This is a genomic window from Vibrio sp. SBT000027 (assembly GCF_963894355.1).
In the GTDB taxonomy this organism is placed as follows: Bacteria; Pseudomonadota; Gammaproteobacteria; order Enterobacterales; family Vibrionaceae; genus Vibrio; species Vibrio splendidus.
The window spans coordinates 2736001-2757947 of record NZ_CAWQGD010000004.1 but is presented as its reverse complement, the minus strand read 5'-3'; the positions used below and the strand labels follow the sequence as shown (position 1 = coordinate 2757947).

Annotated in this window: 21 protein-coding genes and 1 other annotated feature; of the genes, 14 read left to right on the top strand and 7 right to left on the bottom strand. The window is 44.4% G+C overall.

Annotation, left to right across the window (positions count from 1 at the left end):
* Positions 1–6: 6 nt before the first annotated feature.
* From AACU28_RS22170 to AACU28_RS22155, 4 genes are all read left to right on the top strand, one after another.
* Entirely contained in the window at positions 7–960 is a 954-nt protein-coding gene (locus tag AACU28_RS22170) for a TIGR01212 family radical SAM protein (protein ID WP_121603600.1), read from the top strand.
* A 91-nt stretch (positions 961–1051) separates the two neighbouring features.
* A complete protein-coding gene (locus tag AACU28_RS22165) occupies positions 1052–2803 on the top strand; it encodes a sensor domain-containing diguanylate cyclase (protein ID WP_017077703.1) in 1752 nt (583 codons plus the stop codon).
* Positions 2804–2954: 151 nt separating this feature from the next.
* On the top strand, positions 2955–5378 hold the full coding sequence (arcB, locus tag AACU28_RS22160) for an aerobic respiration two-component sensor histidine kinase ArcB (protein WP_121603599.1): 2424 nt from the start codon (positions 2955–2957) through the stop codon (positions 5376–5378).
* A 7-nt stretch (positions 5379–5385) separates the two neighbouring features.
* Positions 5386–5829, top strand: coding sequence for a hypothetical protein (locus AACU28_RS22155; RefSeq protein ID WP_102539743.1), 444 nt, complete (start codon positions 5386–5388; stop codon positions 5827–5829).
* A 204-nt stretch (positions 5830–6033) separates the two neighbouring features.
* Here the strand turns inward: AACU28_RS22155 and arcA are convergent, their stop codons facing one another.
* Together arcA and AACU28_RS22145 are read right to left on the bottom strand one after the other, a co-directional pair.
* The gene (gene arcA, locus AACU28_RS22150; protein ID WP_004741534.1) at positions 6034–6750 is read right to left on the bottom strand and encodes a two-component system response regulator ArcA; all 717 of its coding nucleotides are present in this window, start codon (positions 6748–6750) and stop codon (positions 6034–6036) included.
* A 372-nt stretch (positions 6751–7122) separates the two neighbouring features.
* A complete protein-coding gene (locus AACU28_RS22145) occupies positions 7123–7281 on the bottom strand; it encodes a ribonuclease activity regulator protein RraA (RefSeq protein WP_108086383.1) in 159 nt (52 codons plus the stop codon).
* A gap of 47 nt (positions 7282–7328) precedes the next feature.
* On the opposite strand from AACU28_RS22145, the gene AACU28_RS22140 reads away from it, so the two are divergent.
* Positions 7329–7814, top strand: coding sequence for a putative 4-hydroxy-4-methyl-2-oxoglutarate aldolase (locus tag AACU28_RS22140; RefSeq protein ID WP_004734993.1), 486 nt, complete (start codon positions 7329–7331; stop codon positions 7812–7814).
* 29 nt (positions 7815–7843) lie between these two features.
* On the opposite strand, the gene AACU28_RS22135 is transcribed toward AACU28_RS22140, so the two are convergent.
* Entirely contained in the window at positions 7844–8320 is a 477-nt protein-coding gene (locus AACU28_RS22135) for a DUF7840 domain-containing protein (protein WP_121603598.1), read from the bottom strand.
* A 316-nt stretch (positions 8321–8636) separates the two neighbouring features.
* Positions 8637–8756, top strand: a sequence feature (Thr leader region).
* 29 nt (positions 8757–8785) lie between these two features.
* Between AACU28_RS22135 and thrA the strand changes: the two genes are divergently transcribed.
* Genes thrA through thrC form a run of 3 tightly spaced genes read left to right on the top strand, consistent with a single transcriptional unit; the run spans position 8786 to position 13499 of the window.
* Complete coding sequence (gene thrA / locus AACU28_RS22130) at positions 8786–11245, top strand: bifunctional aspartate kinase/homoserine dehydrogenase I (RefSeq protein WP_121603597.1); 2460 nt, start codon at positions 8786–8788, stop codon at positions 11243–11245.
* Between the two features lie 17 nt (positions 11246–11262).
* On the top strand, positions 11263–12219 hold the full coding sequence (gene thrB, locus AACU28_RS22125) for a homoserine kinase (RefSeq protein WP_102456532.1): 957 nt from the start codon (positions 11263–11265) through the stop codon (positions 12217–12219).
* Positions 12216–13499 carry a threonine synthase gene (gene thrC / locus AACU28_RS22120; protein WP_017077709.1) on the top strand — a complete coding sequence of 428 codons (1284 nt, stop codon included), beginning with the start codon at positions 12216–12218 and terminating at the stop codon, positions 13497–13499. Before thrB ends, thrC begins: the two co-directional genes overlap by 4 nt.
* Positions 13500–13577: 78 nt before the next feature.
* Here thrC and grcA read toward each other — a convergent pair whose 3' ends face one another.
* Positions 13578–13955 (bottom strand): autonomous glycyl radical cofactor GrcA, encoded by a 378-nt coding sequence (grcA, locus tag AACU28_RS22115; RefSeq protein ID WP_004734998.1) that lies wholly within the window; start codon positions 13953–13955, stop codon positions 13578–13580.
* Positions 13956–14281: 326 nt separating this feature from the next.
* Between grcA and nfo the strand changes: the two genes are divergently transcribed.
* From nfo to AACU28_RS22095, 4 genes are all read left to right on the top strand, one after another.
* On the top strand, positions 14282–15190 hold the full coding sequence (gene nfo / locus AACU28_RS22110) for a deoxyribonuclease IV (RefSeq protein WP_102456527.1): 909 nt from the start codon (positions 14282–14284) through the stop codon (positions 15188–15190).
* Positions 15191–15296: 106 nt separating this feature from the next.
* Complete coding sequence (locus tag AACU28_RS22105) at positions 15297–15419, top strand: hypothetical protein (protein ID WP_258183053.1); 123 nt, start codon at positions 15297–15299, stop codon at positions 15417–15419.
* Positions 15420–15599: 180 nt separating this feature from the next.
* Positions 15600–16280 carry a uracil-DNA glycosylase gene (ung, locus tag AACU28_RS22100; RefSeq protein ID WP_102456526.1) on the top strand — a complete coding sequence of 227 codons (681 nt, stop codon included), beginning with the start codon at positions 15600–15602 and terminating at the stop codon, positions 16278–16280.
* A gap of 86 nt (positions 16281–16366) precedes the next feature.
* Positions 16367–16918: a hemerythrin domain-containing protein gene (locus AACU28_RS22095; RefSeq protein ID WP_102456525.1), complete on the top strand. Its 552-nt coding sequence runs from the start codon at positions 16367–16369 to the stop codon at positions 16916–16918.
* Positions 16919–17068: 150 nt separating this feature from the next.
* On the opposite strand, the gene AACU28_RS22090 is transcribed toward AACU28_RS22095, so the two are convergent.
* Positions 17069–17257 (bottom strand): DUF3545 family protein, encoded by a 189-nt coding sequence (locus AACU28_RS22090; protein ID WP_004735002.1) that lies wholly within the window; start codon positions 17255–17257, stop codon positions 17069–17071.
* A 712-nt stretch (positions 17258–17969) separates the two neighbouring features.
* On the opposite strand from AACU28_RS22090, the gene AACU28_RS22085 reads away from it, so the two are divergent.
* Positions 17970–19400, top strand: coding sequence for an alanine/glycine:cation symporter family protein (locus AACU28_RS22085; protein ID WP_017084788.1), 1431 nt, complete (start codon positions 17970–17972; stop codon positions 19398–19400).
* A gap of 59 nt (positions 19401–19459) precedes the next feature.
* Here AACU28_RS22085 and AACU28_RS22080 read toward each other — a convergent pair whose 3' ends face one another.
* Positions 19460–19582, bottom strand: a complete 123-nt coding sequence (locus AACU28_RS22080) for a hypothetical protein (RefSeq protein ID WP_259462844.1) — start codon at positions 19580–19582, stop codon at positions 19460–19462.
* A 131-nt stretch (positions 19583–19713) separates the two neighbouring features.
* Here AACU28_RS22080 and yaaA point away from each other — a divergent pair, with 131 nt between their 5' ends.
* Positions 19714–20490, top strand: coding sequence for a peroxide stress protein YaaA (gene yaaA, locus AACU28_RS22075; RefSeq protein WP_017080261.1), 777 nt, complete (start codon positions 19714–19716; stop codon positions 20488–20490).
* Positions 20491–20672: 182 nt separating this feature from the next.
* Here the strand turns inward: yaaA and srmB are convergent, their stop codons facing one another.
* The gene (gene srmB / locus AACU28_RS22070) at positions 20673–21938 is read right to left on the bottom strand and encodes an ATP-dependent RNA helicase SrmB (protein WP_004735005.1); all 1266 of its coding nucleotides are present in this window, start codon (positions 21936–21938) and stop codon (positions 20673–20675) included.
* Between the last annotated feature and the right edge of the window lie 9 nt (positions 21939–21947).

Below are 21947 nucleotides of genomic sequence, written 5' to 3'. Positions count from 1 at the left end.
GAAAATATGCAATTACACGAGTTGGTTAATACTATCGGCCAAGACCTTCAACGTCGTTATGGCGAAAAGGTTCACAAGCTGACACTTCATGGTGGTTTTAGCTGCCCAAATCGAGACGGCACAATCGGTCGCGGTGGTTGCACTTTTTGCAATGTGGCGTCTTTTTCCGACGAACAAACTCAGATTCAAAGTATTGCCGATCAATTAAAAGACCGTGCGGGTGAGATTGCCCGTGCTAAGAAGTATCTTGCTTACTTTCAGGCATACACCAGCACTTATGCTGAAGTGCAGGTGCTCAAGAACATGTACGAAGAAGCCCTTAAAGCTCCGGGTGCCAATATTGTTGGCCTTTGCGTTGGTACAAGACCCGATTGCGTGCCTGATTCTGTATTGGAACTGCTGTCGGGTTACGTGAAACAAGGCTATGAGATTTGGCTAGAGCTCGGGCTACAAACGGCCAATGATAAAACCCTCAAGCGAATTAACCGTGGCCACGATTTCGCGGTGTATGAAATGATCACTCGGCGTGCTCGTGCTTTGGGGATCAAGATATGTACTCACCTTATTGTTGGCCTGCCCAAAGAAACCAAAGCGGATAACCTTGAAACTTTAGATAAGGTATTAGCCGTTGGCACCGACGGTATTAAGCTGCACGGGCTCCATATAGTAGAGGGCAGTACCATGGCTAAGGCGTGGAAGGCCGGAAAGCTAGAAGCACCAAGCCTTGAGGAGTACATTGATATCGCGACTGAGGTGATTCAACGTACTCCAGCAAACGTGGTTTATCACCGAGTATCTTCTGCGGCGAGACGCCCAACGTTACTCTCTCCTTTGTGGTGTGAGAACCGTTGGTTGGCGATGACTGAGATTGGCCGTTCGCTTGATAGAACTGGCGCACAAGGCATCAAAACTGGCTCTGCATTCGAGTACACACTGCCCGTTTTAAACGCGGTCAATTGATAGAAAATGGTGACTGTCGGTAACAGCAGATAAAACCAACAAATAGTGGTAACATTTCCCTCACAGATTTTATGGTATAGATTGAGAGTAAATGGAACTGGTAATGACTTGGTTGTGGGACAGGGCGTATGGCTACGGTATTTATATCGTTGTTGTATTGCTGATTGCTCTCATCTGCTGGCATCTTTATTCACGTTATCAGTCGCATCTTGAAAAACTTCTACTCGCTACTCCATCGCCACTCTACTTTGTTGATGTTCGAAGTGGAGAGATCTTATATGCCAATCGCCAAGCTATGCAGCTGCTTGGTATTCGCCAAATTGGCGTTAACTTTCGATTCCCTACCGTTGAAAGCGAGAATAGCTTTCGTCATTACTTAACCAATCACATCAACTCTCGATCATTTGAGCAGGTCTCCCTGTGGGCGCTGTCTGAATTTGAGTCCTTTAAGATCAATTTGGTTGGTCGCAGGATCCGTTTTAGAAGTAAGAAAGCGTGGATGATTCACGCATCACCGTATAAAAATACAGATGAAGAGGTGTCCCAAGAAGTTCGTGAGCTTAATGTCGCGCGCACCGCTTTGGATTCTTTATCTGAGCTGATCTATGTAAAAGATCAAAAGGGTGAGTTGGTGACGAGTAATCGCTCGTTTAAAAAGTTTTGGCATGGACGCTCTGAAGAGGGCACTTTGAGTGTTTCTGGTGGGGCTTTAAAAGGTCGAGTCAGTGAACGTTCGTGGACAACGGATCAAGACGGTAAGGGTTGTTTGCTTGAAACTTACCAAAGTGTCTTGCTCTCGCAAGATGGATCAACCATAGGTACGCTCTCAATTAGCCATGATGTGACCGATTGGCACGACATGCAGCAAAAGCTGCGCGGCGAAATGGAAAAGCGAAAAGATACTGAAGTCGCGCTTGCCCAACGTGACACCATCCTCCAAAACATCTTGGAAGCGAGCCCTGACTCGATTGGTATCTTCAACGAAAATATGGTTTACCAAGCATGTAATAAGCCATTTGTGGCTGCGCTGGGTATCTCTGAAGTGAGTGATTTGGTCGGTAAGCGCCTGCAAGATGTGGTGCCTAATAGTATGTATATGCGTATTTCAGACACCGATCACCAAGTGCTTCATCAAGGTAAGTCATTACGCTATATCGATAAGGTTGTCTCTAGTGATGGCGAATACACTTGGTATGATGTGGTGAAATCACCGTTTAGGGATCTGGCATCAAGCACTAATGGTGTGTTGATCATGGCGCGTGATATTACAGAACGTTACCTTGCGGAGCAGAAACTTGAAGAAGCCAACCTTGAGCTTGAGCGTCTTAGCTTTATGGACAGCCTGACTCAGGTTTCCAACCGCCGTCGTTTTGATGAACAGCTTTCGACGCTGTGGCATTATCATGTGCGTGAGAAATTACCACTGACGATTATGCTGTGTGACATCGATTTCTTTAAAGGTTACAACGATTTTTACGGACATCAACAAGGTGATGATGCTCTGATCCAAGTCTCTCAGGCATTTAAGCAGGTGCTGAACCGTTCATCGGATTGTGTGGCTCGTTACGGTGGTGAAGAGTTCGGCTTTATTCTACCGAATACCACGGCTGAGGGTGCTCAGCTGGTGGCACAGCGTATCCATGATGGGATCCTTAAATTGGAACTGGCGCATGAGAAATCGAATGTCTCTGAATTCATCACGGTGAGTATTGGTATTATCTCTTACATTCCGACACCTGATGATGAAATGGATTCGGCGGTTGCCTTGGCTGACAGTGCGTTGTATCAAGCTAAATCCGACGGTCGAAACCGTTCGATGGTGCATCCTTCCTCAATTCGATAAGCACATTTATCTCTTGCTGCCCCTCTATTTATCCCACTTATCTGTTTTAAACAATATAACTGTAGCTCTCTTGCTGCGTGTGATGTAGCTAGCTTACCTCCTCTCTTTAAACAGGGTAGAATATTGCTAGTCTTATCGCATGGAGCGTTAAATGAAACCCATGAAAAATCTCGCTCAGTATTACGTGGATCTACTCGTAAAACTGGGGATTGTCCGCTTTTCTATCTTACTCGCCTTAGCGCTTGTAGCCCTCGCAGTTGTTGTGCAAGTGGGTATTACCCTCGCACTCAAAGGTAATGTTGATGATATCGACATTGTCCGTTCGGTTTTCTTCGGTTTAGTGATCACGCCTTGGGCGGTTTATTTCCTATCAGTGGTCGTAGACCAGCTGGAAGAGTCTCGTCAAAGGTTGGCGAAATTGGTCTCTAAGCTTGGTGACATGCGAGAGCGAGATCAAGAGCTCAACAATAAACTGCAACTCAATATCGAGAAGCTTAATCAAGAAATTGAAGAGCGTGAAAAAGCGGAAGAAGCACGCGCAGAAGCAATGCACGATCTCGAAAATGAGGTGTTCCAGCGTGAGCGAACTCAGCTTGAACTCGCAGAGCGTACGGCACTGTTACGCTCGTTTATCGATGCCTCTCCTGATCTTATTTACTATCGCAATGAAGATGGTGTGTTCTCTGGTTGTAACCGTGCAGTTGAAGAGCTTACTGGCAAGACAGAAAAAGATCTCGTTGGCTTAACGCCTTGGGATGTTTATAGCAAAGAGATCGCTCAACAAGTTGTTGAAACCGATAAGAAGGTATTTGCTGACAACCAAGCACTGACTTATGACCAATGGTTGGAATACCCTGATGGCCGTAAGAGCTACTTCGAACTGCGTAAGGTGCCTTTCTACAGTAAAGAAGGTCGTCACTTGGGCTTGGTCGGTTTTGGCCGTGATATTACTGAGCGTAAAGAGCACCAAGAGTCACTGGAGAAAGCCAGTCGTGATAAGACCACCTTTATCTCAACCATTAGCCACGAGTTAAGAACGCCGCTCAATGGCATCATCGGCTTGAGTCGTATGTTGTTGGATAGCCAACTGACGACCGAGCAGCGCAAGCAGATGCAAACCATCAAGGTGAGCGCGGTGACATTGGGTAATATCTTTAACGATATTATCGATATGGACAAATTTGATCGTCGTAAACTTGAGTTATTCCCAACTCCGCTCAACTTTGAAGATTTCGTTGTCGAAATCGAGAGTATTTCTGCGTTAATGGCAGAGCAAAAAGGGTTAAGGTTTGATCTTGAAAGGTTATCGGATCTTCCTGCTGCGGTCGAAGTGGATGGTACTCGTCTTAGACAGGTGTTGTGGAACCTTGTTAGTAATGCCATGAAGTTCACCAAAGATGGTGGTGTGGTGATGACAGTCAGCGCTGAAATTGATGGCGACTTTGCCAACATCACCATGGAAGTAGAAGACACCGGGATTGGTATTCCTGAAAGTGAAATCGAGAAGATCTTCGCGATGTACTACCAGGTGAAGTCGGGAACAGATAATCTACACGCTGTCGGTACTGGTATTGGTCTTGCCGTGTCTCAACAGTTGATCAATATGATGGATGGCCACATTGAAGTCACCAGTGAAGAGGGCTTTGGTAGTACCTTTACGGTTTCGATTCGAGTGCCTGTTAATCACGATACTCAGGCTCTGATCAAAACGCCAAGAAAGCAGTCCAATCTTAAGATCTTCATGGTCGAAGATATTGAGCTTAATATCACAGTAGCTCGCTCTCTACTTGAAAGCCTTGGTCATGAAGTGACAGTCGTAATGACGGGTAAAGAGGCGCAAATCGTTTTCAACCCGAAAGATTATGACTTGGTATTACTGGATATCCAGTTACCAGATATGACGGGCTTCGATATTGCTCAATACTACCGCGAGAAATACAGCAAGCTGCCGCCTTTGGTGGCATTAACCGCGAACGTATTAAACAACAAGCAAGAGTACTTCCAGAAAGGCATGGACGAAGCGATCAGTAAACCACTGTCGGTTCGTGCAATCCAGGATGTCATCAGCGATCTTATCGAGGATGCGCCAGAGGCTATTGAGAAAGTTAAGGGTATTGATACAGCCAAGGGTATTGATACTGCAAAGGATGTTGAAAAAGTAACCGGTATTGAGAAAGTAACAGGTGCTGAAAAAGTAACAGCGAGTAAGCCTGCTCTTTCAACGATTGATACCACTTTGCTTGATATTGATATGCTAGAGTCTTATGTTGACATTGTCGGGTCGAAACCGGTTTTGGACAGCATCGTGATGTTTGAAGACATGATGCCGGAATATATGGAAATATTGAATTCCAACATGGTGGCGAAAGATCAAGACAGCATCGTTTCTGAAGCGCATAAGATTAAAGGTGCGGCAGGTTCAATTGGCCTGAAGCGCATACAGCAAGTTGCTCAGAAAGCTCAATCTCCAGATATGCCTGCGTGGTGGGAGAACATTTCAGATTGGGTTGATGAAATAAATAACGAATACCAGAATGACATTGAAGTCTTAAAGAGTTGGTTAAATCAAAGGTAGAAGAATAATGAAAAAATTAGCATTCGCCGCATGTGTCGTGGCATTAGCGGGTTGTTCTGCACCACAAGTAGAATGGCAGCAAGATAACCAAGTAGAAGTATCTGCAGCGACAGTCACAATGAAAAGCAACCTGTGGCACAACAAGATGCCTACGATTGGAGAGGCTCAAGATAAGACTCTGCACGGTTCTATCTACCTAGAGTCTGACTCACAACTACCAGCAACGCTTGCGGTTGAGAGTGTGACGGTTAAACAGGGTGCGGATACCTTGTTGGTAACAGCTGACGATCTTGATTTAAGAACACACAGTGAAACTCAGTGGGAAGTCGCGTTTGTATGGCAGTTAGAGATCGATAGTGACAAGCCTGTTGATGTTGCGATTGAACTCAAAGACGGCGAAACCGTGAAGTGGCTGGTTGAGAAAGACGTTAAGGTTGATACGGTTTACTAAAACCTTAGCGATCAATGAACAATAAAAAAGGGAGAATGCGTTGGCATTCTCCCTTTTTAATCACTATTGATTACACTTCGACTGTTAGAAGTACTATTGGTTTATAAGTACTATCAGTTTATAAGTACTAACGGTTTAGAAGTGCTATCGGTTTAGAACAGCTAACCGACGACAAGAACTAAACGGCCCGAAGCGCGAATCGAATTAGTCTTCTAGGTCACCACAAAAGCGGTAGCCTTCACCGTGAATCGTTGCGATGATTTCTGGCGTACCAGAAACAGACTCAAAGTGTTTACGAATACGACGGATTGTTACGTCTACAGTACGATCGTGTGGCTTAAGCTCACGGCCAGTCATCTTCTTAAGAAGGTCTGCACGTGTTTGGATCTTACCTGGGTTCTCACAGAAGTGAAGTAGAGCACGGAACTCTGAACGAGGTAGCTTGTAGCCTTCGCCATCTGGGCTAACCAGAGAGCGACTGTTGATGTCTAGTACCCAACCATTGAACTCGTACTTCTCAACGCTACGCTTTTCTTCTTGAACAGAGCTTGTGCTCATTGAACGGTTAAGAAGGTTGCGTGCACGGATAGTCAGTTCACGAGGGTTGAAAGGCTTAGTGATGTAGTCATCAGCGCCGATCTCTAGGCCAAGGATCTTATCAACTTCATTATCACGACCCGTTAAGAACATAAGCGCTACATTTGCTTGCTCACGTAGTTCACGCGCAAGTAGTAGGCCATTCTTACCAGGAAGGTTGATGTCCATAATTACAAGGTTAACTTGGTTGTCAGATAGCACTTGGTGCATCTCTTCACCGTCGCTAGCCTCAAAAACAGCATATCCCTCTGCTTCAAAAATACTCTTTAGAGTGTTACGAGTTACTTGCTCATCTTCAACGATAAGAATCTGCGGGGTTTGCATTTGGCGGTACCTAAATTTGTGACGAAACTGTGCTAATAGAATAAATTCTAGGCAAAAACATAACATACAGGTAATGTATTTTTGATGATAACTTAAAGTTTTCAAAAAAACACTTACTTCCAGCTATCTGCCTTCCTTGAAGTATTGCCCAATAACGTAGATCCAGTACGCCTTTCAATCATTCTGTTAGTGATTGCAGTGGATTCTATAATGTTAACAGCATGCTAACAACGCGAGAATGTTAATTCCATTCACTTTGTTGATTTACATCAATTGCCGTATCGCAACAAACTTTAATAGTATGGCTACAACTTAACCAATGTTATGGTGATTATTTAGCAGCAAAACTAGAATGATTATTCGAGATAGTTCTCACATCTCGCTTGCTAAAGACCAGATTTTGAACCAAGGAAGCTGAAAGCTGTCCTTAGAGTCTAGTAGATAAATATGCGCAATCAACTCTAATTCAATAATAAATTGAGCATAGAACAATGAAAACAAAGGATTAATTCTAACAACATATAAAAGCATAGAGGCACACCCGCATTAGACGGCAACGCCTTACTCACGGAGGATATATGCACGATATAACACCTGATTTGTGTGACGAGTTTGAAAGCAAAGTCACCCAACTGAACATGCCATTGCAGAACTTCGGTCAACGTGGCGCGTTCTGGGGAAAAATTGTAACAGTTCGTTGTTATCACGATAATTCCAAGGTTCGCGAGGTTTTAGAGACTGACGGCAGTGGCAAAGTGCTCGTCGTAGACGGTAATGGTTCGTGTCAGAAAGCACTGCTTGGTGATCAATTGGCGATTCTAGCTATAGAAAACGGTTGGGAAGGCGTCATTGTGAATGGTGCGGTTCGTGATGTAGCGATGATGGCGCAGATGGATCTTGGTATTCAAGCGCTTGGGGCATCACCATTTAAAACCGAGAAGCACGGTGTTGGGCAAGTTAATGTCACGCTCACGGTACACAATCAACTGATTCAGCCTGGTGACTATATATATGCTGATTGGAATGGTGTGTTAATTTCAACGGAATTGTTGATTGAATCTTAACGGGCTTAACAATCAAGAAGTGAGATAGATTAGAAACGAAATCCTAATCCCACTTCAACACCTTGCTGCCACTCTTCATAATCAAGGGTGGCATGCAAATCTAGATTGTCGGTCAGTTGTACTCGGCTTGAAACCTCAGCGGCGACCGACTTTTCACTGTCCTCGGTTTCATCTTTATAAGTGTGCAGAGAACTGTTGAAAGAGACTCTCTCTGAGAATTGATAGCTGACACCACTCAAGAATCCACTCTCATATTTTAGTGAATCACTATTAATACGTGTACCGACATAAAGATCTACATCGGCAAACAGACTGTAAGAATAGCCACTATCGACTTTCCAAGTGTCAAAGCTTTCACTTGATGCATTTTGTGTGGAGATAAAAAACTTATGGGCAGAACGATCGATTTGACTGGGTAGCAAAGGCAAATTGTTTAACAGAGGTAGGCTGTTCGCTGAACAAACAACAGGTATAGCAAAGGCTAAAAGAATAAGTAATCTCTTCACTTCCCACTCCTGATGTCATTATTATTGTTCTTCGAACGTTATCGTTCAATTAAAGCACAAGATCTGTACGTTCGCTGCACAATCGATATAGCATTTTGTTATGGCTATATATGCAATGGGTTAACTTTGTTGTTCTGATATCAAACCCAACCTTTGAATTGTAGGCTTATAGCCGCCGTTTTATCCCTGAAATGGCGGTTTGCTCTGAAAAATGGTGTGAATGTAAAAAAAACGCAACTTTTCATTGACGTGTAGTAGTAAAAATTGATACACGTAGAGTAAAGCACAAGCAGAGAATTTGATATGCAGCACGTAAGCCACCTAGTAATGACCACCACCATTATTATTACCGACATTCACATTGTTGGGGCAGGCTGCTAAGTAACGGATTTTAAAAAAAAAGGCCTGTATCCAACAAGATACAGGCCTTTTTTTGTACCATTTTTATGACTTATGGAGAAAGGGATGCGCGTTTTAAAGTTTGGAGGTTCATCATTAGCTGATGCAGATCGTTTTTTACGAGCAGCAGATATCATCGCTAATAATGCCCAGCAAGAAGAGCTAGCCGTTGTACTATCGGCTCCAGGAAAAACAACCAATAAGCTGGTTGCTGTTATTGAAGCAGCACTAAAAAATGGTGAAGCAGACGTACAGATCACCGAGATCGAATCATCATTCGCTGCATTGTTTGCAGAGATTCAAGCTGTATTGCCGTCAGTCGATGGCGCTGCATTTCAAGAGCAGGTCGATACCTCTCTTGCTCAACTTAAGCAGTTCGTGAATGGTATTAACCTACTGGGTATGTGCCCAAATCACGTAAATGCTCGCATCATCAGTAAAGGTGAGCGAATTTCAATCCAGTTGATGAAAGCGGTACTTGAAGCGAAAGGCCAGCCAGCAAGCCTGATTGACCCAGTTCAATACCTATACGCTAAAGGTGACCACCTTGAAGCGATGGTCGATGTGGATGTTTCAACTCAGAACTTCCGTCAATCACCGCTTCCACAAGGTCACGTGAACATCATGCCGGGCTTTACGGCTGGTAATGAAAAAGGTGAGTTAGTAACGCTTGGTCGCAATGGCTCTGATTACTCAGCAGCGGTTCTAGCGGCATGTCTACGCGCTGATTGTTGTGAGATCTGGACAGATGTCGATGGTGTTTACAACTGTGACCCGCGTTTAGTGGATGATGCTCGTCTTCTTAAATCGCTAAGCTATCAAGAAGCGATGGAGCTTTCTTACTTCGGCGCTTCGGTTCTACATCCGAAGACTATCGCTCCTATCGCGCAATTCCATATTCCTTGCCTAATCAAAAACAGCTTCAACCCACAGGGTGCAGGTACTTTGATCGGCCAAGACACTGGCGAAGATAACCTAGCAATCAAAGGCATCACTACGCTAAGTGACCTAACGATGGTTAACGTATCAGGCCCAGGTATGAAGGGCATGGTAGGCATGGCGAGTCGTGTATTCGGCGCGATGTCTTCTGCAGGCGTTTCTATCGTCCTTATTACTCAATCCTCTTCTGAGTACAGCATCAGCTTCTGTATTGAATCGGCTGATAAAGTGAAAGCGAAGCAAGTGCTATCAGATGCGTTTGAACTTGAGCTGAAAGATGGCCTGTTAGAGCCTGTTGAGTTCATGGACGATGTCGCGATTGTTACGCTGGTGGGTGACGGTATGCGCACTTCACGTGGCGTGGCGTCTCAATTCTTCTCTTCTTTAGCTGAAGTGAACGTCAACATCGTTGCTATCGCGCAAGGTTCTTCTGAACGCGCGATCTCTGCGGTTATCCCTGAAGACAAAATCTCTGAAGCGATCAAAGCGTGTCACGAGAACCTATTTAACTCTAAGCACTTCCTTGACGTATTCGTTGTTGGTGTTGGTGGTGTTGGTGGTGAGCTTGTTGACCAGATCCAACGTCAACAAGGCAAACTGGCTGAAAAAGGCATCGTGATTCGCGTATGTGGTTTAGCAAACAGCAAAGGCTTATTGCTAGATAGCGATGGTCTACCGCTAGAGCAGTGGCGTGATCGCATGTCGAGCGCGACAGAAGAGTTTAGCTTAGCGCGCTTAAATGCACTTGTTCAACGTAACCACATTATCAATCCAGTATTGGTTGACTGTACGTCTAGCGAAGGCATTGCGGCGCAATACGCTGATTTCCTAGCGGCTGGTTTCCACGTGGTAACACCAAATAAGAAAGCAAATACAGCGAGCATGGCTTACTACCATCAACTTCGTGAAGTTGCACGTAACTCACGTCGTAAGTTGATGTACGAGACAACAGTAGGCGCAGGTCTACCGGTCATCGAAAACCTACAGAACTTAATTTCTGCGGGTGATGAGCTTGAGAAGTTCAACGGCATTCTTTCTGGTTCACTGTCGTACATCTTCGGTAAGCTTGATGAAGGTATGACACTGAGCCAAGCAACCAATATTGCAAAAGATAACGGCTTTACTGAACCGGATCCTCGTGATGATCTGTCTGGTATGGACGTTGCGCGTAAGCTGCTTATTCTTGCTCGTGAAGCGGGTATGGCACTTGAGCTTGAAGATGTTGAAGTTGACCAAGCATTGCCACCGGGTTTTGATGATTCAGGCACGGTTGAAGAGTTTATGGCTCGCTTGCCAGAAGCGGATGCTTACTTCCAAGAACAGTCAGCGATCGCAGCAAAAGAAGGCAAAGTACTTCGTTATGTTGGTGAAATCGCCGATGGTAAGTGTAAAGTTCGTATCGCAGCTGTTGATGGCGACGACCCAATGTTCAAGATTAAAGATGGCGAGAACGCATTAGCATTCTACAGCCGTTACTACCAACCGATCCCTCTAGTATTGCGTGGTTACGGTGCGGGTACTGAAGTTACAGCAGCAGGCGTATTCTCTGATGTGATGCGTACTCTTGGTTGGAAATTAGGAGTTTAGGAATGAGTTCAAGTGATATGGATGTTGTTGTTTATGCGCCTGCATCAATCGGCAATGTCAGTGTAGGGTTTGATGTGCTGGGGGCAGCTGTGTCTCCAGTGGATGGCACGCTGCTCGGTGACCGAGTTATGGTTAAAGCAGGTGATGAATCATTCTCACTAAAAACAGCAGGCAGTTTTGTTTCTAAGCTGCCAACTGAAACCAAAGAAAATATTGTCTACGACTGCTGGGTTGTGTTCTCTCGAGAGCTTGATAAAAAAGGCGTTGCGGTTAAGCCTTTGGAAATGACACTAGAAAAGAACATGCCTATTGGTTCTGGTTTAGGTTCAAGTGCCTGTTCAATTGTCGCGGCACTGGATGCTTTAAACCGTTTTCATGGTCAGCCACTGAATGAAACTGAACTGCTTGCTCTGATGGGCGAAATGGAAGGTAAGATTTCAGGCGGTATCCACTACGATAACGTTGCACCCTGTTACCTTGGTGGTGTGCAATTAATGCTGGAAGAGCTAGGTGTCATTAGTCAAGAAGTACCATGTTTTGATGACTGGTACTGGGTAATGGCGTATCCGGGCATTAAGGTTTCAACGGCAGAAGCTCGCGAGATTCTACCTTCTCAATATCGTCGCCAGGATGTGATTGCTCATGGTCGCCATTTAGCGGGTTTCATCCATGCTTGCCACTCTGGTCAGCCGGAGCTAGCCGCTAAGATGATCAAAGACGTGATTGCTGAACCATATCGTGAGAAACTGCTTCCAGGGTTTGCTGATGCGCGTAAATACGCAACCTCAGCTGGAGCGCTTGCTACTGGGATCTCCGGTAGTGGCCCAACTCTATTTAGCATTTGCAAAGAACAAGATGTCGCCGAGCGTGTTGCACGCTGGTTAGAACAAAATTACGTACAAAACGAAGAAGGATTCGTCCACGTTTGTCGCTTAGATAAGCAAGGTTCGATCGTTACAGGAAGTGAGTTATGAAGCTGTACAACATCAAAGAAAATGACGAGCAAGTCTCTTTTGGCCAAGCCGTTCGTCAAGGTCTAGGCCGCAATCAAGGTCTATTTTTCCCATCTGAACTGCCAAAGTTTGATGACATCGATGCGCTGCTAGCAGAGGACTTTGTCCCTCGTAGTTCAAAGATTCTCTCGGCTTTAATAGGCGATGAGCTACCAAAAGAACAGGTTGCTCAATTGGTGGATGCGGCGTTCCAGTTCCCTGCACCTATCAAGCAAGTAAAAGACGGTGTTTACGCGCTTGAGCTTTTCCACGGCCCAACACTCGCGTTTAAAGATTTTGGTGGCCGCTTTATGGCTCAATCTTTAGCGGCTGTTTCAGATGGTGGTCAAATCACTATTTTAACGGCAACATCAGGTGATACTGGTGCGGCGGTTGCGCACGCTTTCTACGGTATGGAAGACATTAATGTTGTGATCCTTTACCCGAAAGGCAAGATCAGCCCACTGCAAGAGAAGCTGTTTTGTACGCTAGGTAAGAACATCCATACTGTGGCGATCGATGGCGACTTTGATGCGTGTCAGGCGCTAGTGAAAGATGCATTTGACGATGCTGAGCTGCGTAAAGAGATCGGTCTTAACTCGGCAAACTCTATCAACATCAGCCGTTTAATGGCTCAGATCTGTTACTACTTTGAGGCGGCTTCTCAGCTGACTAAAGAGCAACGTGAAGACCTAGTTATTTCTGTACCAAGTGGTAACTTTGGTAACCTAACGGCTGGTCTATTGGCTAAAGCGCTAGGTCTACCTGTGAAGCGTTTCATCGCAGCAACCAATGAAAATGACACGGTTCCTCGTTACCTAGAAACAGGACAATGGGATCCAAAGCCAACGGTAGCAACAACATCGAACGCGATGGACGTGAGCCAACCAAACAACTGGCCTCGTATCGAAGAGCTTTGCCAACTGAAAGGTTGGGGCTTAGATACACTAGGCAAAGGTAAGGTATCTGATGAGCAGAGTGCTGAGTCAGTACGTGACCTAAAAGCACAGGGTTACCTATGTGAACCACATGGTGCGATTGCTTACCGTCTACTGGAAGAGCAACTGCAAGAGAACGAAACTGGTCTGTTCTTGTGTACTGCACACCCAGCGAAATTCAAAGAAGTGGTTGATGATATTTTAGGTACGGATATTGAGCTGCCAGGCCCGCTAGCAAAACACGCGGCGATGGAGTTGTTATCTGAAGATCTTGATAATGATTTTGAAGCGCTAAAAGTAGTGCTTCGTCGAGTTCAACCGTAACGTACATCTGTATTGTTGAACAAATAAAAACGGCGCTCAATGAGCGCCGTTTTTGTATTCTAATTCAAGCTCTAAAAATTATAGAGACTCAGTGAACGTACGTGCGATAACGTCACGTTGCTGTTCAGTTGTTAGAGAGTTGAAACGTACAGCGTAACCCGATACACGGATAGTTAGCTGTGGGTAGTTCTCTGGGTTAGCAACTGCATCTTCTAACGTTTCACGCTTAAGAACGTTAACGTTTAGGTGTTGACCGCCTTCGATGCGTGGTGCTGCTTCGATTGCAACTTCACGGCTTTCGTAGTCGCCTAGGTCTGCAGCTGAGATAACTTGGTCAGCTTCGAAACCTGCAGTAGCAACAACACAACGAGCTTCATTCTTTTCGTTGTCTAGTAGCCAGATTGAGTTTAATAGGTCATCGTTTGCTGCTTTAGTAATTTGAATACCTTGGATCATAACTATCTCCTAGTCCACTGAATGTGGTTTGATTATGGTGTTAACTTTCGATTTTTGTTGAGCTGGGTAATATATACCTAATATCTGTAAGGTTAACATTGATTTAAGTCAAAAAACAACCAAAAACCATATTTTTACAAAGGTGATTATATTGAGGTAAATCAATAAAACCTTTGAAAACAAAGTAATTACAAAATATTTTAAAGTATAAAAAATATTTAACAGTCTTATTTGTTGTAAGTTTACTACATTTGTTGTGTTTTTATTGAACTACAAACGATACGACCCTTTATTTATTAAGCATTCTGAAAGTGTAAAGTGATTTAATGACAAACAATAATTCATCCTCAAAACCTCAAACCAATATTAAGTTTATTGGTGCTCATGTGTCTGCTGCTGGTGGTGTTGATCTGGCGCCAATGCGCGCAAGAGAGATCGGTGCCAATGCTTTTGCGCTGTTTACCAAAAACCAAAGACAGTGGGCAGCAAAGCCGCTGGAAGCGAAAACCATTAGTGCGTTTAAAGCCAACTGTAAGATGTTGGGCTTTAGTGCTGAGAATATTCTTCCTCATGACTCCTACCTTATTAACCTAGGAGCACCAGAAGAAGAGAAGCTAGAGAAATCACGTGCGGCTTTTATTGATGAAATGGAGCGTTGTAACCAACTAGGACTCACGCTTTTGAATTTTCATCCTGGGAGTCATTTGAAGAAAATCTCAGAAAGCGAATGTTTGGCCAAGATCGCTGAGTCTATCAACTTGGCTCACCAAGCGGTGCCTGATGTAATTGCAGTGATTGAGAATACCTCAGGGCAGGGGACTAATCTGGGTTGGAGATTTGAGCACCTAGCAGAGATCATCGACCAAGTAGAAGATAAGTCGCGTGTCGGTGTGTGTTTAGATACTTGCCATACGTTTACGGCCGGTTATGACTTACGAACAAAAGAAGCGTGTGAGCAGACTTTTGCTGAGTTCGAGCGCATTGTGGGTATGCACTATCTAAGAGCAATGCACATCAATGATTCAAAAGCTGAGTTTGCGAGCCGAGTCGATCGACATCATTCTTTAGGAAAAGGCGAGATTGGCTGGGATTGTTTTGAGTATATTGCCTCGGATTCTCGCTTTAATGGTATTCCTCTTATCTTGGAAACCATTGATTCGACGATCTGGAAAGAGGAAATTCAACAACTTAGAATGTTCCATCGCTCAGCAACGGCGGCGAGCGAAGAAGCGTAATAATAGAGGGGGAAATTTATTTCCGTCTATTTCTAAAAATTGGCACCTTTCTTTCATAGTACTAAAGTGAATATGTAGTTCACGATGTCTTACAGGAGGTGCCTTTATGTATTCAATCACCCAAACTTCAACTTCAACTTCAACTGTTGCTGTCGCCAGCCGTTTACCGACACCAAACCGTCACGTGCATAGCCATGGCCACCATCGTACACAGCAAAAAAGTGGTTAATCGAGATAAACACAACTTGAACTGATTATTATGATTCATCAACAAGTGAACCCTACACATCATGTTTATTGATAGCTGTATGAGGTATAACTAGAGCCTTATTTAGGACAGTTAGCCGATACAGCTATTTTTTTGTCTGGTGAAAGCCCCTAGAAACCTTGATGATTGGGAAGTAAAACGATGAGCGCACCAAAGAGTTGGGAATCCATTATTAATGATGAACGTGACAAAGAGTACTTTCAGAGTGTTCTCGCTTTTGTCGAACAGCAACGTAATAGTGGAAAAACCATCTACCCTCCTCAAGAGCAAGTGTTCAGTGCTTTCGATATGACGCCTTTTGAGTCTGTACGCGTGGTTATCCTTGGGCAAGACCCTTATCACGGCGCTAAGCAAGCTCACGGTTTAGCATTCTCTGTGCTACCTGGCGTTAAAATTCCACCGTCTCTACGTAATATGTACAAAGAACTCGCACAAGATATAGACGGCTTTGAGATCCCGAGTCATGGTTACCTCGACACTTGGGCATCTCAAGGGGTATTAATGTTGAATACGGTACTGACAGTAGAAGAGGCAAAAGCACACTCACATGCTAAGTGTGGTTGGGAAACCTTTACCGATGCCATCATTGCTGAGCTAAATCAGCGCTCTGAGCCGATCATCTTCTTACTCTGGGGCGCGCATGCCCAAAAGAAAGGCCAAGCCATTGATGCAGACAAACACCATGTGTTGACTGCACCTCATCCATCGCCATTATCCGCCCATCGTGGCTTCTTTGGTTGTCAGCATTTTTCAACAACCAATAAGCTGCTTTCTTCTATGGATCAACAACCTATAGATTGGCGATTATCAACAGAGCTGTAGCTTGGTGGTTTTCTGAGCAGGGTCAAATCATAAATGAGCATCTTCGTATACACTTATAAATAGTAGGTGTAATGGAGTGCAATACTATGATGATTGAAAGGATAAGACGAGAGCATGGCTATATGGCTCGTTTGCTCGCGATACTCAACAATAAGTTAGAGCATCTAAAACAAGAGCGAGAAATAAACTATAGCTTGATCGCAGAGGTGGTTCATTATCTCATGAACCATTCAGATAAGGTGCATCACCCTAAAGAAGACGTTATTTATCGTTACTACCTCAAGCAATATGGCAGCGATCAAATGATTGAAGACTTGGAGCTGGAACATCAATTGCTTTCTGAGAAAACAGCGGACTTTTTAGGTGTGGTCGATATGATCCTCCAAGATGCGGTTGTTCCTCAGCAAGTCTTTATTGAGCAGCTTGAAGCCTTTGTTAAAGCTCAACGAAAGCACATGGAATATGAAGAGAAGCATGTGTTACCGATGATTGTGAAGGCATTCACGGTCAAAGATTGGCAAGAAGTAGAGTCTCAATGGCTTCAACCGGAAGACGACCCTGTCTTTGGAGATACAATTGCCGATCAGTACCGCCAACTTGCGGCTCGTGTTCGACAGAATGAGCAAGAGTGCGTGTAGCCCGTTGTCGTATTGAAACGCTGCTATTATTAGGCGCTCTCTATTAAGACGCTCGCTTTCAAATTGTGCTCTAAATCGAAGAGTGGTTTCATACAATAAAAAAGGCACCTACATAGGTGCCTTTTGCTATCTGATTTCTTGTCGTGCAGATTAAAGCTTTATATCATCAAGGCTAAAATCGAGACCGAGATTCATCTCTCTGAGCTCTTTCTCAAGCTGTCTACGATCGTTGATTGCCTCGATTTCTCGCCATTTACGCTTGAGTGGTTTAGAGCGAGTTTTTTGAGTTGCACGAGGCATTTCTAGTTCTGATAGTTCATCGAATTGAAAGCTATCCATAAGCCATATCTCCTTCCGTGGGAATCGTTCTTACGAACCATTAAATATCATATTTAGGTTCACAATAACCTTGATTTGTTTCTCATTTGTTTCAAATCTATGAAGGTTTTGTTCTGTTTTCTTATGCATGCTCACACATTGTGGAGATTTTTATGTACAAAAAACAAGCAAACAAACCTAAGTAAACGATTAAATTAGGGGTTATGGAATGTTAATTCATTGTGCGAATGGAATGGTATTTTTACTACACTGCATTTAAGTGCGTATTGCGCCGTGCGGTAGCGGGTTCTCATTGCCCTAGAAAAAAATACAGATCTTCACTATACCTTGTAAAACCTAGGCTGACGTCATCTTTATAGGATGACGTTCTTGTTTTGGTGGTGCCTTGGTTGTTGTTGATATTATGTCCCGATAATGTGACTTTTATTGGGCTGTATTGTTGAAAATTGTGTTAACAAAAGGTGTGTTATTAGTGAAATGTCATTTTAATATAAATGTATTTGCATATTGATTTTTAGGCCATCTCGCTGCATTATCCGCCCGTCAAAAAATACACTGATACGTAAAATGGATGCATGAAGCGACATTTACAATCTAGATCGCAACAAATAAATATAAATCTAATGCCGACACAACTATTGACACTGGCATAGGTGATCTAGAGGAAGGCTCGGAAGCAAGATCGGTGCTTAAACTCAATTACGAGGTTCACGTGACAGACTTAATCAATTTGATGAACGATCTCCTTTGGGGATCTATCTTAGTTTACTTACTCGTTGGTGTGGGTATCTACTTCACTGTACGACTAGGCTTCATTCAATTCCGCCATTTCGGCCACATGTTCTCTGTTCTTAGAAACAGCCGTAAAGCAGACAGTGCTGGTATCTCTTCTTTCCAAGCTCTTTGTACTAGTCTTGCTGCTCGTGTAGGTACAGGTAACATGGCAGGTGTTGCTGTGGCACTAACCGCCGGTGGCCCTGGTGCTATCTTCTGGATGTGGCTAATCGCCATGCTAGGTATGGCAACATCATTTGCTGAAAGCACACTAGCACAGCTATACAAAACGCGTGATAACGACGGTAACTACCGTGGCGGCCCTGCATACTACATGGAGAAAGGCCTAGGTATGCGTTGGATGGGGGTTCTATTCTCTATCTTCCTAATCATCGCATTTGGTCTAGTATTCAACGCGGTTCAAGCGAACGCGATTGCAAGTGCAATGAACACGGCATTCGACTTTGAGCGTGGCTACGTTGGTGTTGGTATCGTAATTATCTCTGCATTCGTTATCTTCGGTGGTATCCGTAAGATTGCCCGCACTGCAGAAATCATTGTTCCAATCATGGCACTGGCTTACTTAGCTATCGCTATCTACGTAATGCTAATGAACATTGAGAAAGTGCCTGAAGTTCTGGCTCTTATCTTCAAGAGTGCATTCGGTCTGCAAGAAGCAGCAGCGGGTGGCCTAGGTTACGCGATCGCACAAGCGATGATTAACGGCATCAAACGTGGTTTGTTCTCGAACGAAGCGGGTATGGGTTCTGCGCCAAACGCAGCAGCTTCTGCTACGCCTTACCCACCACACCCAGCATCACAAGGTTATGTGCAAATGCTAGGCGTGTTCATGGACACAATTGTTATCTGTTCTGCAACAGTAGCAATCATCCTGATGTCTGGTGAGTATGTACCGCACGGTGAAGTAACGGGGATCGAACTAACGCAACGTGCACTAACGGCACAAGTAGGCGAATGGGGTGGCATCTTTGTCGCGGTAGCGATTTTCTTCTTCGCTTTCACTTCAATCATTGCAAACTACTCGTACGCTGAAACGAACCTTATCTTCCTTGAGCACAACAACAAGAAAGGCCTAGTGCTGTTCCGTATCGTTGTATTGGGTATGGTTATGTTCGGCTCTCTCGCGACACTGCCAACGGTATGGGCATTGGCTGACGTATCGATGGGTCTAATGGCGATTGTGAACTTGGTAGCGATCATCTTGCTATCGGGCATCGTGATTAAGCTAGCGAAAGACTACAACCGTCAATTAGACGCGGGTAAAGTACCCACGTTTGATGCGGATGATTTCCCTGAGCTTAAGGCTCAATTGGAAGATGGTATTTGGGTTAACAACAAGAAGAAGTAATCTTGTTGGAGTGATTCATCACTCATCCTAAAATCATTAGAAAGGCTAAGGTTTCGACCTTAGCCTTTTTCTTTGCCTGCGATTTCTATCTGTTTACAATTTCTATCTGTCTGCAGTTTTTCTTGGTGAGTGATTTTTGCTTTGTCTGCGACCTTTTCTTTGTAAACGATTTTTCTTTGCAAGCGACCTTTTCTTTGTAAGCGACTTATAGCTAGATCTGTCTATCAAAGTAATAGGAAGAGTCATAAAGACAAGTTGATGTTTTTTCTATACTCTAGCTGCATCCAGTTAGATAACCGATTAGGGTAAAGTTATGTTAGTTGTCGTTTCTCCAGCCAAGACATTAGATTACGAATCACCATTAGCGACTGAGCGCTTCAGCCAGCCAGAGTTTGTTGAACACTCTGCAGAGCTTATTGAAGTGTGTCGTAAGCTGACACCTGCTGATGTTTCAGCTCTGATGAAAGTAAGCGATAAGATTGCTGGGCTGAACGTAGCGCGCTTTGAGCAGTGGAGTGAGACCTTTACCCAAGACAATGCACGCCAAGCAATCCTAGCCTTTAAGGGCGATGTGTACACTGGCCTAGATGCTGAAACACTGTCGGACGATGATTTTGACTACGCACAGAATCACCTGCGTATGCTTTCTGGGTTATATGGCTTGCTTAAGCCGTTAGATCTGATGCAGCCTTACCGCCTAGAGATGGGCACACGCTTAGCTAATGAGCGTGGCACTAACTTGTACCAGTTCTGGGGCAATATCATCACTGATAAGCTGAATGAAGCATTGAATGCTCAAGGCGACAATGTGTTGATCAACCTAGCATCGAACGAATACTTTAAAGCGGTGAAGCCGAAGAGCCTCGATGGTCAAATCATCACGCCAGTTTTTAAAGACTGTAAGAATGGTCAGTACAAGGTGATCAGTTTTTACGCCAAGAAAGCGCGTGGCATGATGGCTCGCTACATCATTGAGAACAAAATCGATTCCGTTGAAGCGCTGACCAAATTTGATACGGCGGGTTACTACTTCGTTGAAGAAGAGTCGAACGCGAAAGAGCTCGTCTTCAAGCGTGAAGAGCAAAACTAGTAGCTCTTGGTTAATTAGTTACTATTGGTTAATTAGTTACTCTCGGTTTGAGTCGGTAATTAAAATTAGAGGCCTAGTTATTTAGCCTGATAACAAGCCAGACAATAATAAACCAGACAAAGAAAAGCCCCATGCAGATAACTGCATGGGGCTTTTTGTTGAATCATTGAAAGGCGGTTAGATTACTTGTTCTTAACGGCTTTCTTTTTCTTTGCGATTTTCTTTTTCTTAGCAATTTTTTGCTTCGCTACCGCTTTCTTGTCTTCTTTCTTCGGTTTCTTCTTCTTCGTTACCGCGGCTTTCTTATGCGTTGGGCGCATGCCTTCGATGAAGCGTTCTTTGATCGCATCTTCAGTGTAACGAGCCACACGTTCAATCATTAGCTGATCGTGCGCTTCAATGATAGAAACCGCGTTACCTTTCTTACCTGCACGAGCCGTACGGCCGATACGGTGAAGGTAGACATCTGCTGTACGCGGCATGTCGTAGTTAATAACGTGGCTCACATCAGGAAGATCGATACCACGAGCTGCGACGTCAGTTGCTAGCAGTACGTTGATAGAACCATCGCGGAAACGAGAAATCGCGTTGTTACGACGATCTTGAGGCATTTCACCTTGAATCCACACACATGGAATCTGTGCACTTTCTAGTTGAGCTCGTAGCTCACCTAGGCGATCACGCGTCTTCAAGAAGATGATGCTGCGTTCAGCTTGCTCTGTGATGATATGTTTTAGGATATTAAGCTTGTGCTTAGCTGAATCGGCGCGGTGATACCATTGAGTGATCTTCTTACGTTCACGCAGTGATGATTTAGCATCGATCTCTGCTGGGTTTTTCAGTAGATCTTCAGTGAAACCTTCAATGCCTTTACCTTCTAGTGTTGCTGAGAAAAGTAAAGTTTGTTTACGCCAGCGACACTCTGCAGACAGACGGTCAACAACAGGGCCAAAGCCCATGTCTAGCATACGGTCTGCTTCATCGAGAACCAGCCATTCAATCGCACGACAATCGAAACGCTCACCCTCAATGTATTCCATCAGACGACCGGGTGTTGCCACCACGATATCTTGGGTTGTACTTAAGATGTCAGCGTGCTCTTGGTACATCACACCGCCCGTGATCGTAAAGATGTTCAGGCTGGTGTATTTAGCAAGCTCACGTGCTTGTTCGGTGATCTGCATTGCTAGTTCACGCGTTGGCGTTAGGATAAGCATACGTGCAGGGCCAGATTTCTTACGTGGGAAATCCAGTAGGTATTGCAGTGCTGGCAATACAAATGATGCTGTTTTACCAGTACCTGTTGGCGCAGAAGCCAAAACGTCTCTTCCATCTAACGCTTGCGGGATTGCTTCAGCTTGTATCTGTGTTGGGCGTTCGTAGCCCATTTCGTCAATTGCTTTAAGCAGCTCTTGGTTTAGATCGAGTTCTGCAAAGGTTCTGATCACTGTTGTTTC

Coding starts and splice junctions, on each gene's coding strand:
- AACU28_RS22155 (WP_102539743.1), top strand. CDS start 5,386: ATGAAAAAATTAGCATTCGCCGCATGTGTCGTGGCATTAGCGGGTTGT.
- thrA (WP_121603597.1), top strand. CDS start 8,786: ATGCGCGTTTTAAAGTTTGGAGGTTCATCATTAGCTGATGCAGATCGT.
- AACU28_RS22165 (WP_017077703.1), top strand. CDS start 1,052: ATGGAACTGGTAATGACTTGGTTGTGGGACAGGGCGTATGGCTACGGT.
- AACU28_RS22095 (WP_102456525.1), top strand. CDS start 16,367: ATGATGATTGAAAGGATAAGACGAGAGCATGGCTATATGGCTCGTTTG.
- yaaA (WP_017080261.1), top strand. CDS start 19,714: ATGTTAGTTGTCGTTTCTCCAGCCAAGACATTAGATTACGAATCACCA.
- AACU28_RS22090 (WP_004735002.1), bottom strand. CDS start 17,257: ATGGATAGCTTTCAATTCGATGAACTATCAGAACTAGAAATGCCTCGT.
- AACU28_RS22105 (WP_258183053.1), top strand. CDS start 15,297: ATGTATTCAATCACCCAAACTTCAACTTCAACTTCAACTGTTGCTGTC.
- arcB (WP_121603599.1), top strand. CDS start 2,955: ATGAAACCCATGAAAAATCTCGCTCAGTATTACGTGGATCTACTCGTA.
- AACU28_RS22140 (WP_004734993.1), top strand. CDS start 7,329: ATGCACGATATAACACCTGATTTGTGTGACGAGTTTGAAAGCAAAGTC.
- AACU28_RS22170 (WP_121603600.1), top strand. CDS start 7: ATGCAATTACACGAGTTGGTTAATACTATCGGCCAAGACCTTCAACGT.
- grcA (WP_004734998.1), bottom strand. CDS start 13,955: ATGATCCAAGGTATTCAAATTACTAAAGCAGCAAACGATGACCTATTA.
- AACU28_RS22145 (WP_108086383.1), bottom strand. CDS start 7,281: ATGCTTTTATATGTTGTTAGAATTAATCCTTTGTTTTCATTGTTCTAT.
- nfo (WP_102456527.1), top strand. CDS start 14,282: ATGACAAACAATAATTCATCCTCAAAACCTCAAACCAATATTAAGTTT.
- arcA (WP_004741534.1), bottom strand. CDS start 6,750: ATGCAAACCCCGCAGATTCTTATCGTTGAAGATGAGCAAGTAACTCGT.
- thrB (WP_102456532.1), top strand. CDS start 11,263: ATGGATGTTGTTGTTTATGCGCCTGCATCAATCGGCAATGTCAGTGTA.
- ung (WP_102456526.1), top strand. CDS start 15,600: ATGAGCGCACCAAAGAGTTGGGAATCCATTATTAATGATGAACGTGAC.
- thrC (WP_017077709.1), top strand. CDS start 12,216: ATGAAGCTGTACAACATCAAAGAAAATGACGAGCAAGTCTCTTTTGGC.